The following is a 13,624-nucleotide window of genomic DNA, read 5'->3' as shown; positions in this document are numbered from 1 at the left end:
CCCCCCTGCGCGCCGCGCCCGCCACCACCCCCGCCACGACCCGCCCCCGCCACCGGGCCGCCCTACCCGGGCCGCCGTCTGCTATGGTCGCCCCCGCTGTGCGTCTGCTCGCCGCCCTCGCGCCCGTGGCCCTGCTCGTCGCGGCGCCGCCGCTCCTGGGCTGCGGCGGCGGCCCCGCGAAGAACGCGGGCGTGTGCGCAGGCGCGGGCGTCTGCGGCGCCGGCTATTGCGTCGCCGGGCGCTGCCGGCCGGCGAGCGCCCTCCCCGCGCCTCTCGACGCGCGCCGCGTGCTGCTCCCGCCCGAGGACCTCGCCGTCCTCGTCGAGGACGACGCCGCGGCCACGCCAGGCGTCCCCGACGCCGTCGCGCTCGGACGCGCCGGGGGCGGTGAAGTCGTCCTGCTGCTCCGGTTCTCGCCGACCTTCGGCGTCGGCGCCGACATCGCGAGCGCCTTCGTCGTGCTGGAGCCGGCCCCGATGGCGCCCCCCGCCGAGCGCGCGCTCACCCTGGAGGTCGCGCGCATCCTCGAGCCGTGGCGCTCCGAGACGGCGACGTGGGGCCGGCAGCCGCGCCTGTCGATCCCGGAAGCCGCCGCCATCGCGCGGCCCCGACCGGCGACGCCGCTGCGGATCGACGTCACCTCGCTCGTGCGCGACTGGGCCAGGCGGCGCAAGGACGACCACGGCATCGCCATCCTCGCGCCGGGGAGCGACGCCGTCGGGGCCGCCTACTCGATGGGCATCTCCCAGGGCGTCGGCCCCCGCCTCGAGGTGTACGTTCGGTGAGCAACGGCCAGGACGACGAGGACGACGACCTCGGCGCGCGGAACTCGCTCCCGCTTCCCCTGATCCGCCACGAGCTGGGCGAGAGAAGGCTGCCCGTGCCCAGCGCGCCTTCCCTGCCCAGCGCCCCGGCTACACCCGACGCCCCGAGCGCCGGCGCTCTCCCCGCGCCCGCCACGCCGAACGCAGGCGCTCCTCCCGCGCCCACCACGCCGACCGCAGGCGCTCTTCCCACGCCCAGCGCCTCCGCCGTCACCCACGGCGCCCTCGCGCGGGGCCCGCTCGACGACGACGAGCCCGCCGTCACCCAGCGCTCGACGGTGAGCGGGCGCCCCCTCCCGCTGCCCCGCACCGCGCCGCCCCTCTCGCCCGAGGAGGCCCCGCCGCCCGCGCTGCTCCGGGTGAGCGACCTCCGCGTGTCGTTCGCCGCCGACGGCCGCGTCACGCGCGCCCTCGACCGCGTCTCGTTCACGGTGCCGCGCGGGCGCACCGTGGCGCTCGTCGGCGAGTCGGGCTGCGGCAAGACCGTGACCGCGCTCAGCATCCTGCGGCTCCTGCCCGCGCCCTACGCGTCCATCGACGGCGGCTCGATCGAGCTCGACGGCCAGGACCTCCTCTCGCTGAGCGAGCGCGAGATGCGCGCCGTGCGCGGCGGGAAGATCGGCATGATCTTCCAGGAGCCGATGACCTCGCTGAACCCCGTGTACACGGTCAGCGCCCAGATCGCCGAGGCCATCCGGCTGCACCGGCCCATGTCCCGCGGCGACGCCCGGCTCTACGCCGTGAACCTCCTGCGCAAGGTCGGCTTCCCCGAGCCCGAGGTCCGCGCGAACAGCTACCCGCACGAGCTGTCCGGCGGGATGCGCCAGCGCGTCATGATCGCCATGGCCCTCGCGCCGGGGCCCTCGCTGCTCATCGCCGACGAGCCCACCACCGCGCTCGACACGACGACGCAGGCGCAGATCCTCGACCTCCTCGAGCGGCTCAAGGCAGAGTCGTCGATGAGCCTCCTGCTCATCGCGCACGACCTCGCCGTCGTCGGCGAGCTCGCGGACGAGATCGTCGTCCTCTACGCCGGCGTCGTCGTCGAGCAAGGGCCGGCGCGCGACGTGCTCGCGGCGCCGTCGCACCCGTACACGCGCGCGCTCCTCAGGAGCATCCCGGCGCGCGGGCTCCGCCCGCACCGCGTGCGCGGCGAGCGCTCGCTCCGCCTGCCGACCATCCCGGGCGCGCTGCCCGATCTGCGCGATCCGCCGCGCGGCTGCCGCTTCCAGGACCGCTGCGACGCCGTGTTCGACCGCTGCCGCGCCGAGGCGCCGGAGCTGTACGCCGTCCCGCCCGGCGCGGGGCACCACGCGGCGCGCTGCTTCCTCCTCACGGGCCCGGGGCGCGCGGGCAACGAGGGCGCCTCGTGACGCGCGACAGCGGATCCCTGCCGCCCACCCAGCGCGACGAGCCCGGCGCCGCCGCGGCGCAGCTGCACACCACCGCCGCGGCGCCCCCGCAACCTGCAGCCGCGGCGCCCCCGGAGGGCGCGGAGAGCGCGCCGGGCGAGCGACCGCTCGTCCAGGCGGAGGGGCTCTCGAAGTTCTACCCGGTGCAGCGCGGCGCCTTCGCGAAGCCGTCGTTCGTGCAGGCCGTCGTCGAGGCGACCTTCCACGTCCACCGGGGCGAGACGCTCGGCCTGGTCGGCGAGTCGGGCTCCGGCAAGAGCACGCTCGGGCGCCTCGTGCTCCGGCTCATCGAGCCCACGGTCGGTCGGGTCCTCTTCGACGGCCAGGACCTGAGCGCCCTGTCGAGCCGCGCGCTGAGGGCCATGCGCCGGCGGATGCAGATCGTCTTCCAGGACCCCTACGGCTCGCTCAACCCGCGCATGACGCTGCGCGAGATCGTCGGCGAGGGCATCGTCATCCACCGCCTCGCGAGGAGCCGCGACGAGGAGACCGCGATGGTCGAGGGCGCGCTCCAGAAGGTCGGCCTGCGGCCGGACATGATGGAGCGCTTCCCCCACGAGCTCTCCGGCGGCCAGCGGCAGCGGGTCGCGATCGCCCGCGCCCTCGCCGTGCGCCCGGACTTCATCGTCTGCGACGAGCCCGTGAGCGCGCTCGACCTCTCGGTGCAGGCCCAGATCGTCAACCTGCTGGAGGAGCTCCAGGACGAGCTGTCGCTCGGCCTGCTGTTCATCTCGCACGACCTCCGCGTCGTCGAGCACGTGAGCCACCGCGTCGCGGTGATGTACCTCGGCCGCATCGTGGAGATCGGCCCCACGCAAGGCGTGGCCGGGCGGCGGCACCACCCGTACACGCGCGCGCTCTTCGAGGCGACGCCGTCGATCGAGCGGGGGAGCAAGGCGCGCCGCCTGCTCCCGGGCGCGCCCGGCAGCGCGATCAACCCGCCCGACGGCTGCGTGTTCCACCCTCGCTGCCGGAAGGCCGAAGAGGGCAAATGCGACGTCGAGATCCCGCCGCTCGAAGAGCTCGTCCCCGGCAGCGGCCACCGCGTGGCGTGCTGGTACCCCGAGATCGAGTGACGGCGGCGCGCCGGCGCATCGCTGGATGAGCCGGGCCGGCCGCTGGTTGTTGCGTTGAAATGTCGCCGGGATGCCCCGGAATAGCTGGCTCGCCGGGAATGGCGCCCTGCGAGCGCAGCAGCTCACAGCCCACCACGGCCCAAACTGGCACAATCGAAGATCCGGGGTGCCGCGAACCCGAGGCGCTCCTGCGGGAAGCTGCGCTTGCCGCGCGAGGCATCCCTTTTGCTGCACGCCCCGCGCCGCCGCGCGCGAGGTTCGGTGGCGGAGCCACGAGGTGATGCGATGACGAGCGACGTGCTTCGCGTGCTGGCGGCAGCCCTGCTGTCCAGTGCGTGCCTGATGGGATGCAAGACCAGCGTGAATGACGGCGTTGGCGCCAGCGGCGGCAACGGCGGCAGCGGCGCCAGCAGCAGCAGCAGCGGCGGCGACGACAGCGGCAGCGGCGGCACCGGCGGCCACAACGGCGGCACCGGCGGCGACAACAGCGGCAGCGGCGGCGACAACGACAGCGGCGAGGACGGCACCGGCGGCTGCGGCGACGGCAGCCGCTGCGCCCTGCCGGACTGGCCATGCGAGGTGCGCGACGTCGAGGGCACGATCCCCGGCGTGAAGATCTCGATCGCGTCGAGCCGGTGCGCCTACTACGAAGGAGAGCCGGCGGAGTTCATCTTCACGGTCACGACCGACTCGAGCGTCCCCCCGATCGACATCGCGGCCTCCACCGGCTGCGGGCGCTGCGTCGAACCGACGAGCGATCCGCTCTCGTTCGTCTCCTACAAGATCAGCGGCGTCTCGTTTGGCGCCAATCCGCAACCGCAGCTCTATTGCCTGTGCGACGTGGGCTGCTGCGCTCCCGACGAGGCGGTGACCGTGCAGGTCGACGCGACGACGGCGACGCAGACGATCCGCTGGTCCGGGCGGCAGTGGACCGGGCCGTCCGACACGAACAACCCGGAGGGCGCCTTCTTCTCGAAGGGGAGCTACAATGTCGAGGTGACGTTCGACGGGCAGGAGCAGGGCTCCGTGACGGCGAAGCTGCCGTTCGAGATCGCCCCCTGAAGCACGGCTGAGGCGAAGCCGGCAGGCAGGGTGCGGCCCAGGGTGGCACAGCCGACGCCCCGGGGTGGCGCGAGCCACGGCCTGTCCCTCCGGAGCCCGCACGCGCTTCGCGGAGCATCTCCCTTGCTGCCGATCGCGCGCCGCCGCAGACAGGCGGCGTGGCGCGAAGGAGGGAGAGGTGAGGGAATGGCAAACGACATGCTTCGAGCTCTGGCGATAGCCTTGCTGTCTGCTGCGTGCGCGACCGGATGCGGCGGCGGCAAGGAGGGCGGCGGGAGCGGCGGTAACGGCGCGAGCAGCAGCACCGGCGGCGACCGCGGGCTGCCGCCGGGGGCCGAGCCGTGCGCGGTGCGCGACGTCCAGGGCACGATCCCGGGCGTGACGATATCGATCGAGTCGAGCCGCTGCGTCTACTGGAGGGGCGAGCCAGCGGAGTTCGTCTACACGGTCACGACCGACTCGAGCGTCCCTCCGATCGAGATCGCGGCCTCCGACGGGTGCGGGCACTGCGTCGTGCCGAGCGCGGATCCGCGCTCGTTCGTCACGTACCAGATCACCGGGCTGTCGACGGCGGGAGATCCACAGCAGTACTGCCTCTGCGACACCGGGTGTTGCGCTCCCGACGACGCGGCGACCGTGCAGGTCGACGCGACGGCGGCGACGCACACGATCTCCTGGTCGGGGCGGCAGTGGAGCGGGCCATCGGACACGGACAACCCGGAAGACGAGTTCTTCGCGCCGGGGACCTACGATGTCGAGGTGACGTTCGACGGGCAGGAGCAGGGCTCCGTGACGGCGAAGCTGCCGATCGAGATCGTCCGCTGATCTCGCGCGCCGGCGCTCCCGCAGGGGATCCCCGGCGCGCGAGGCGGCGCCGCCGCGGCTTCCGCCGGGTCGCCCGGGCTTTCTGCTAAGGTCCGCGCGCATGCACGCCTGGCGCGGACACGCCTTCGGTCCCCCCGAGATCCTTGTCTGGGAAGAGGTGGACGACCCCCCGCTCGCCGACGGGGAGGTCCGGATCGAGGTGGCCGCCGCCGCGATCAACTTCCCCGACGTGCTCTTCACGGCGGGCGCGCACCAGGTCAAGCCGGCTCCGCCGTTCATCCCCGGCTTCGAGGTCGCCGGCGTCGTCGTCGAGAGCCGCGAGCCGTCCCTCCCGCCGGGCGCCCGCGTGGCCGCGACGCTCCCCGGCTCCGGGGGGTACGCGACGCGCGCGATCGCGGGGCCGCGCACCACCTATGTGCTCCCGGACGCGATGCCGTTCGAGGACGCAGCGGCGATGACCATCACCTACCAGACAGGCTATTTCGCGCTCCACCGGCGCGCCGGCGTCCAGCCGGGCGACACGGTCCTCGTGCACGCCGGCGCGGGCGGCGTCGGCAGCGCGGCGATCCAGCTCGCCAGGGCGGCCGGCGCGACCGTCATCGCGACCGCCGGCGGCGAGGAGAAGACGGCGGTCTGCCGCGCCCTCGGCGCGGACGTCGCGATCGACTACCGGCGCGAGGACTTCGTCGCCATCGTGAAGGAGCGAACCGCGGGCCGGGGCGCCGATATCGTCTTCGACCCCGTCGGCGGCGACGTCTTCGATCAATCGACGAAATGCGTCGCCTTCGAGGGGCGCATCGTGGTGATCGGCTTCGCCGCCGGCCGCATCCCCGCGGCGCGCGCGAACCACCTGCTCGTGAAGAACTATTCGGTCGTCGGCCTCTACTGGGGCACCTACAGCCGCACCCGGCCCGATCTCACGCGGAGGGCGCAAGACGAGCTCTACGCGCTCTACGGCCAGGGCGCGATCAGGCCGCTCGTCTCCGCCGCGCTGCCGATGGCGGAGGCGAAGGCGGCCATGACGGCGGTCGCGTCCCGCGCGACCACGGGCAAGGTGGTGCTCACGACCGCGCGAGGCGGCGGCGCGCTGGCGCGCTGAGGCGTTGATCACGGAGACCCGGCCCGCTGCGCGGCGGGCTGGGCCCCTCGGCTGGTCACACGGACGCCCCCCCCGCTCCGGAGAGCGGCGGCGGCACGAGGGATGGAGTCAGTTGCAGCCGCCGGCCGTGGACGCCTCCGGGAGCGCCGCCGCGAGCGTGTCCTGGTCCTTCGTCGACAGGCCGAAGCCGTAGGGGAACAGCGCGCCGCTTTCCCCGCGGTTGACCCGCTGGCAATCGGTCGCAGGCCAGGAGTACGAGAGCTTGCCCTGGAACGGATGCTTGCCGAACAGCACGTCGGCCACGCCGGCGCCCTCCGAGCCCGGGAGCCACGCGGCCACGAAGGCGTTCGAGCGGTTCAGCTCCTTGTTGACGTAGAGCGGGCGGCCCGACAGGAAGACCGTCACGATCGGCAGATCCGGCTTGGCCGTGCGGATCGCCTGGAGGACCTGAAGGTCCTCGGGGTGGAAGACCGCGTGCTCCAGCGTCTTCGCGTGCGGGGTGTCGTCCGTCGCGAGCTGGATGTCCCCGTACATCTCGGCATAAGGCGTCTCGCCGATCACCACGATCGCCGCGTCGAAGGTCCCTGAACTGGCGGCGGAGCCGTTGGCGCTCAGCGTCGCCTGGCCGCCGCCGGCCGACACCAGGTCCTGGATCCCCTTGAGGATCGACGTCGCGCCAGGGAAGTCGGCGTTCGTGAGGTCGGTGCCCTGCCACGTCCGCGACCAGCCGCCGCACTGGTTCGGGATGCTGTCCGCGGACTTGCCCGCGACGAGCACCTTGGCCGACGCGGCGAGGGGCAGCACCCCGCCGGCGTTCTTGAGGAGGACGAGCGACTTGCTGACCGCCTCGCGCGCGATCGCCCGGTGCGCCGCTTGCCCGAGCACCGACTGATCGCCCGCGAACATCCGCTTCGACGGCGCTTGCTTGGTCTTCTTCGGGCCGAGGAGCCCAGTCCGCATCTTGACCCGCAAGATCCTCGTCACGGCGTCGTTGACCCGCGCCATCGAGATCTGGCCACCCTTCGCCTGACTGAGGGTGTTCTCGTAGAACGCCTTCCAGTCGTCCGGGACCATGATCATGTCCACACCGGCGTTGATCGAGGCGGCGCACGAAGAGTTGGTGCAGCCCTGCACCTGCCCGTGACCGTTCCAGTCGCCGATGACGAAGCCGTCGAAGTGGAACTTGTCCTTCAACACCCCGGTGAGCAGATCGGTCTTTCCATGCATCTTCGCGCCGCGGACGCTGTTGTACGACGCCATGACCGTCTGCGCGCCCGCCGGAATGGCAGACATATAGCCCTGGGCGTGGATCTCGCACAGCTCGGTGTCGCTGGCGAGGTTGTTCCCTTGATCATCGCCCTTGTCCGTGCCGCCGTCGCCCATGAAGTGCTTGGCGGTCGCGATGACGTGCGTCGCGCCGAGCAGATCAGGGCTGTTCGCGGCGCCCTGGATGCCTTGCACGATCCGGCCCGCATAGGCGTTCACGATCTCCGGATCCTCGGAGTAACCCTCATACGTACGACCCCAGCGGTCGTCGCGCACGGTCGCGAGCGTCGGGGCGAAGGTCCAGTCGAGCCCGGTCGCGAGGACCTCCTTCGCGGTCGCGGCGCCGATGCGCTCGAGCAGATCGGGGTCGTGGGCCGCGCCGAGGCCGATGTTGTGCGGGAAGAGCGTGGTGCCACGGACATTGTTGTTCCCGTGCACCGCGTCGATGCCCCAGATGATCGGGATGCCCGCGCGGCCACCGCTGGTGTCCACCGAGGCGTTGTAGAAATCGTCGGCGAGCTTCACCCAGTCGGCCGCCGTCGCGTTCTTGTTCTTCCCCGGCCAGGAGCCGCCGCCGTTCAGCACGGAGCCGATGTTGTACTGCTTCACCTCGGCCGGCGTGATCTTCTGGATCTCGGCCTGCACCATCTGGCCGACCTTCTCCTCCAGGGTCATCTTGCCGAGCAGCTCGGCGATGGCCGCCTCGATCGCCGGATCCTGCGCGATCGCGCTATGCACCTCGGGCCAGCCGTTATCGCAGGGCAAGAGGCCGCTGCTGACACCGCCGCCAGCGCCGTCGCTGCCGCCGGTGCTGTCGCTACCGCCGGTGCCGCCGCCTCCGGTCCCGGTTCCGCTGCCAGAGGAGCCAGAGCCGCTTCCGGAGCCAGCACCAGCGCCGGAGCCGCTTCCGGAGCCAGCGCCAGCGCCGGAGCCGCTTCCGGAGCCAGCGCCAGCGCCGGAGGTGGCACCGGAGCCGGTCGCGTTGTCGGACGTGTCGTCACCGCAGGCGGCCGGCGCGAGAACGACAGCCGCCGCCAAGATCCATGTTGCATACCGTGTGAGGCGCATGGGTGCTCCCCTCTCTTTTCAATGAGATGAAGGATGGGCTCTAAGGTGAACCGTGACAGTCAAGCAAAGCGTCGATCGGGACGAGCCCCGCGCGCCGCCCGCTCGCGAGAGATTCGAGCAGGCCGGCCGATAGCAGGCCTCGTGCTCCAACGCCTGGAGGTCGCCCCATGCTTCAGGCCGGCCGCCGCTCCCGCGCAGCGCAGGGAGCCCCTCACGGGCAGGACCGCGCGCGCGCCAGCCGGGCAGCAGCGCCCTGTCGAGCCGTTCGCCCGAGCGAGGCCGAAAGCCGATCGAGGGCGTGAGCATGGGAAGAAACGAGCTCCAAGCGATGGGTGTAAGAAAATATAAGACGGAGAGGGAACGTTCTAATCCATGACTCCACCCGCACGCAAGCCCCCCTCACGCCGCGAACGAGGGTTCGATGGCTCGATCGCGCAAGCGCGCGCTCGTCATCGCCGCGCCGTCGCCATGAGCCCGAGCCAGCCTTCCCTCGTGCCTCGTGCCTCGTGCCTCGTGGCGCGCCGGATGACACGGTGCGTCCTGGGACGCCACCGGTTAACCATAGTCCGAGTCGGGCCGCAATATACAAACCCGATGGCGCAGCGCGGTAATTCACCCGTGGCATAACGCGACAACCCGTGCACGATCGAGGGCGCGACGGGCTCATCGATGGATGCGGGCTACCGGGGTCGAGCACATCATCTCCGATCCGATGATCGAGAGACGGCGCGAGGAAGACAACGAGGAGAGCTGGCGTCTGCGCAACGACAAGAGACGCTCAGAGCGGTTGACGTTACCTGCGTTCCGTCGGTGTCGAGGGAGTCGGCGCTCAACGCTCCATCATGAAGATGACAGTGAACAGCTATCATGAGCCGTGGCACCTCGGGGATACGATGCAACCGCGGCACCACGCCGCGCGCGAGCGCCAGCGCGTCGAGCCCGCCCTCGCGCGGTCGTACACCCGCAATGAGGATTCCAGCCGGGCGCGCCGCGATCGACGCGGTCAAACGGCGCCAGCGGGCACAACCGTGGCCTCACCGCGGTGCGAGCCGCCGGGCGAGCCGAGGCGTCCACCATCGCGATTCAGCGGAAGCGTATTCCGTCAAGAGAGCAATGTTAAAATCCTGCCTTCAGTGCGGCAGCATTTACCCGCGATACTGCACGCGCCTATTCTCCGCGCATGGTCTCTATCCCGCGTACTTCCATCCGTCTTTTCATGACCACCGGGACGCTGCTCCTCGCGCTCGCAGCGTGCGGTGACGACGAGGTCGGCTTTGGCGCAGGCGGCGCAGGCGGTGAGGCCGGCGGCACCTCCACCAGCACCACCGCAGGAACAGGCAGCGGCACCACCAGCGGCAGCGGCGGCGAGGGCGGCACCGGCGGCGCGACCGGCTCGGGCGGCGAGGGCGGCACCGGCGGCGCTACTGGCACGGGCGGCGAGGGCGGCACCGGCGGCGCTACTGGCACGGGCGGCGAGGGCGGCGCCGGCGGCGCTCCCGGCACGGGTGGCGCGGGCGGCGAGCCCTCCACCGGCGCGACCGGCTCGGGCGGCGAGTCCTCCACCGCTGCCTCCACCAGCGTCGCGGCCAGCTCCAGCAGCTCGGGCGGCGAGTCCTCCACCGCCGCCAGCACCTCCGTCGCCGCTGGCTCCGGCGGCTCGGGCGGCGAGTCCTCCACCGCCGCCACCACCTCCGTCGCTGTTGGCTCCGGCGGCTCGGGTGGCGAGTCCTCCACCGTCGGCGCGGGTGGCGAGTCCTCCACCGTCGCGGTCGGCTCCGGCGGTGCGGGCGGCGAATCCTCCACCGTCGCAGTCGGCGCCGGCGGCGCGGGCGGCGAGTCCTCCGCTGTCGCCGTCGGCTCTGGCGGTGCGGGTGGCGAGTCCTCCACCGTCGCAGTGGGCTCCGGCGGCGCGGGCGGCGAGTCCTCCGCTGTCGCCGTCGGCGCCGGCGGTGCGGGCGGCGAGTCCTCCACCGTCGCGGTCGGCGCTGGCGGCGCTGGCGGCGCTGGCGGCGCTGGCGGCGGAGGTGGCGCCGGCGGCGATGACGGCGAGCCCGTACGGTGGGCCGACGTGGAGCCCATCCTGACGGCGAAGTGCTCGCCCTGCCACACCCGCACGGATCCCGCGCCGTCCAGCGGCTTCGGGATCAACTACGTGTCCTCGCAGCTCATCGCAAACTCGGCCCCGTGCACCGTGGACGCGTCGGGTAACCCCGTGACGATGACGCAGGGCGCGTGCACCATCATCCGCATCAGCAACGGATCCATGCCGCGCAACCGCAACTGCACCGGCAACCCGGAGCTCGACGCCGCGAATGCGGCCTGCCTGACGGCCGAACAGCAGCAGACGCTCATCGACTGGATCGCGGACGGTCAGCTGGAGTGACGAGGCCCGGCGCAGCCCCCGCCGCGCCTCACCTCACCTCGGCTGCTCCAGGAGCGCTCCGTCCCGATACGCCTCGATGAGGCGCTCCAGGATCTCGATCTCCCGCTCGAGCTCCTCCCCCTTCTCGGTGTCTCCCACCAGGCGCTCGGCCTCGTAGACCTCCACGTCGGAGATCACGGGGATGATGTCCTCCCCCGCCTCCACGGCCTGCTCGATCGACGTGAAATGGTGGTGCTGCGCGAGCCGCGCCCCGCTCGCCTCGAGCACGAGCGTGTACCCCTTGTCGCCGTACGCCTCCGAGAACGCTCCGTCGATCGTCACCGCGCGGCGCGACGCCTTGATCGGCGACTCCCCCCGCTCGACCCGGACCGGCACGTGCCCGTTCACGATGAGCCCGCGCTCCTCGTCCACACCGAACTCGCGGCACACCCGGCCGCAGAACGCGGCGTCGTGGATCAGGTGGAAATAAGGGTTCTTCGTCTCCTTGTGCGTCCTCTCGTCGGCGACGAAATACGACTCGAACGTCGTCATCCGGTCCTTGCCGAACATGGGCGAGAGCGGCCCGGTCCAGAGGTACCAGAGCATGTCGACGTCCTCCTGCGCGCCCGCCCGGAAGGCCCGGCGCACCGTTCGCTCCAGCGCGTCGAACAGGGCCCTGCCGCGGCGAACCTCGCCGTCCACCACGAAAGGAAGGAGCTCGCCCTCGCCGTCCACCGGGACACAGCCGTGGAAGATGAGCGCCCGATCGCGCCTGAGCCACGTCGTCCCCTGCTGCACCATCCAGCGCATCTGGCGGGACAGCGCCGGGCTCCTCAGGAAAGACTCCTTCAGAAGGGCGATGCACGCCGCCTCGTCCGGCGTCAGCGCGTACGGATCGCCGGGGTCGAGCGTCGGGAAGCGCGCGTCGAGCAGCGGAAACACCTCGCCGTCGATCGCGACCGTGCCCGCGCGCGGGTCGATGCGATGGAGGAGGCAGCGGTGCTCGAGCGCGTACTCCGGGCGGCGCCGGCAGAGCTGCCCCTCCAGCTTGAACTGGAGGACGGCCACGGCCTTCTGCATCCGCGCCATCAAGAGGGCGTCGCGCAGGCCCTCGCCCCGGACCGCGAAGCGCTCCGCCGGATCGTCGGCGTAGGCCGTGCGCGCCAGCCGATCGAGCGGCGCCACGGAGATGCCAAAGCCCTCTTCCAGCTGCGACAGGCGCCCGTACCGCAGCGAGAGCCGGACGACCGTGGCGATGAGCGCCTCCTGGCCGAGGCTCGCGCCCATCCAGCTCACGTCGTGGTTGCCCCACACGACCCGCACGCGCGGCTGGCGCATCAGGTACTCGATCACCTTGTCGAGCCGGGGACCGCGATCGCCGAGATCGCCGGCCACCACGAGCTCGAAGACGGTCAGGTTCCGGATGGCGCGGGCCGTGGCGCGCAAGATCTCGATCTCGCGGCCGTGCTGCACGAACGGCTCGATGAGCGCGTCGAGGTAACCGCCCTCGCCGAGGGTGGCGCGCGCCGACACGAGCTCGCGGAGCAGGCCCCGCATGTCCTCCGGGAACGCCGCCTCCACCTGGCGGAGCGTGTAGCGCAGCGACAGCGCGCGGAGGACCTCGACCTCGCGCGCGAGCGTCCAGAGCAGGAAGGCCCTCCGCTCCCCCTCGCCGCGGGACGCGACGCGGGCGTAGCTCTCGCGAGGGTAGTAGACGACCGAGAGCAGCGCGCGCTTCTCGGCCGCCGTGAGCCGGTCGCCGAAGACCCGCTCGACAAGCGGCCGCAGGCTCCCCGAGGCGTTGTTGATGATGTGCTTCAGCTTCCTGTGCTCGCCGTGGACGTCGCTGACCACGTGCACCGTCCCCTTCGGGAGCGACAGGATCGCCCGCAGATGGCCGATCTCCGAGAGCGCAGCCTCGGTCGTCGGGTACCGGCCCGCGAGGGCCCGGAGGAGCGGCAGCTCCCGCGTGTCAAGCATGGCGCCACAGCATAGAGCAAGGCCGCGGGTCGACGCACGCGCGCCCGCGACGTGCGCCGCGGGCCACACGGAAGCAGCCGGGCAAACGCGCAAGGCGAGCGCATGTGCCTGGCTCTGCCACGTTTCTCCTTGCGGCCGCGCGGCGTCCTACTAGCAAATGCAATGGGAGCCCATGCAATGTTGTGGCAGCGAGGCAGCATCTCCGCGCCGAGCGGCCTCGACGCCGCCCCACATTCACCACCGAACGCCCTCTTCCTACATGAGCAAGTCTGTCCTGATCATCGATGACGACGTGGATCTGGCGACGACCCTGGCCGAGACGCTGCGCGACCTCGGTTATGAGGCGACGCCCTTCTTCAGCGGGCGAGAGGCGCTCGAGCAGCTCCTCAACGGCGAGCGGCCCGGAGTGATCCTTCTCGACCTGATGATGCCGAAGATGAACGGCTGGAAGGTGTGCGACGAGCTCTGCGCGGTCCCCGCGCTGGAGGAGATCCCCGTGGTCATCATGACCGCGGCGTCGAACATCAAGCAGCCGATGCCGACGCACGCGCGCGAGGTGCTCAGCAAGCCGTTCGAGCTCGACGCCCTGCTCAGGACGATCGACGCCGCCTGAGCGGCGCGCGCCGCCCCGAGCGCGGCGCTCGCGCCCG

General features: G+C 72.0%; 10 protein-coding genes. 8 read left to right on the top strand and 2 right to left on the bottom strand.

Annotated features, from left to right (window positions below; all coding sequences use genetic code 11):
• Positions 1-83 precede the first annotated feature (83 nt).
• From WME79_RS46665 to WME79_RS46640, 6 genes are all read left to right on the top strand, one after another.
• Positions 84-785 (top strand): DNRLRE domain-containing protein, encoded by a 702-nt coding sequence (locus WME79_RS46665; RefSeq protein ID WP_437528762.1) that lies wholly within the window; start codon positions 84-86, stop codon positions 783-785.
• Positions 782-2,197 (top strand): oligopeptide/dipeptide ABC transporter ATP-binding protein, encoded by a 1,416-nt coding sequence (locus tag WME79_RS46660; protein ID WP_437528761.1) that lies wholly within the window; start codon positions 782-784, stop codon positions 2,195-2,197. The genes WME79_RS46665 and WME79_RS46660 overlap by 4 nt, the downstream gene beginning before the upstream one ends.
• Positions 2,194-3,312, top strand: coding sequence for an ABC transporter ATP-binding protein (locus WME79_RS46655; RefSeq protein WP_437528759.1), 1,119 nt, complete (start codon positions 2,194-2,196; stop codon positions 3,310-3,312). Before WME79_RS46660 ends, WME79_RS46655 begins: the two co-directional genes overlap by 4 nt.
• Before the next feature lie 285 nt (positions 3,313-3,597).
• Positions 3,598-4,374, top strand: a complete 777-nt coding sequence (locus WME79_RS46650) for a hypothetical protein (protein ID WP_437528758.1) — start codon at positions 3,598-3,600, stop codon at positions 4,372-4,374.
• Positions 4,375-4,572: 198 nt separating this feature from the next.
• Entirely contained in the window at positions 4,573-5,199 is a 627-nt protein-coding gene (locus WME79_RS46645) for a hypothetical protein (protein ID WP_437528756.1), read from the top strand.
• 100 nt (positions 5,200-5,299) lie between these two features.
• Positions 5,300-6,298, top strand: coding sequence for an NADPH:quinone oxidoreductase family protein (locus WME79_RS46640; RefSeq protein ID WP_437528754.1), 999 nt, complete (start codon positions 5,300-5,302; stop codon positions 6,296-6,298).
• A gap of 108 nt (positions 6,299-6,406) precedes the next feature.
• Here the strand turns inward: WME79_RS46640 and WME79_RS46635 are convergent, their stop codons facing one another.
• Positions 6,407-8,632: a glycoside hydrolase family 3 protein gene (locus WME79_RS46635; RefSeq protein ID WP_437528753.1), complete on the bottom strand. Its 2,226-nt coding sequence runs from the start codon at positions 8,630-8,632 to the stop codon at positions 6,407-6,409.
• Between the two features lie 1,216 nt (positions 8,633-9,848).
• On the opposite strand from WME79_RS46635, the gene WME79_RS46630 reads away from it, so the two are divergent.
• Positions 9,849-11,015, top strand: coding sequence for a hypothetical protein (locus WME79_RS46630; protein WP_437528751.1), 1,167 nt, complete (start codon positions 9,849-9,851; stop codon positions 11,013-11,015).
• A gap of 33 nt (positions 11,016-11,048) precedes the next feature.
• Here WME79_RS46630 and WME79_RS46625 read toward each other — a convergent pair whose 3' ends face one another.
• Positions 11,049-12,974: a fructose-1,6-bisphosphatase gene (locus WME79_RS46625; protein WP_437528749.1), complete on the bottom strand. Its 1,926-nt coding sequence runs from the start codon at positions 12,972-12,974 to the stop codon at positions 11,049-11,051.
• A 259-nt stretch (positions 12,975-13,233) separates the two neighbouring features.
• On the opposite strand from WME79_RS46625, the gene WME79_RS46620 reads away from it, so the two are divergent.
• The gene (locus WME79_RS46620; RefSeq protein ID WP_437528747.1) at positions 13,234-13,587 is read left to right on the top strand and encodes a response regulator; all 354 of its coding nucleotides are present in this window, start codon (positions 13,234-13,236) and stop codon (positions 13,585-13,587) included.
• Positions 13,588-13,624: the final 37 nt, after the last annotated feature.

The sequence above is a fragment of the Sorangium sp. So ce726 genome, assembly GCF_051521405.1.
Lineage (GTDB): Bacteria > Myxococcota_A > Polyangia > Polyangiales > Polyangiaceae > Sorangium.
Note: the sequence above shows the minus strand (reverse complement) of the source record. Positions and strands in the feature narration are given on the sequence as shown.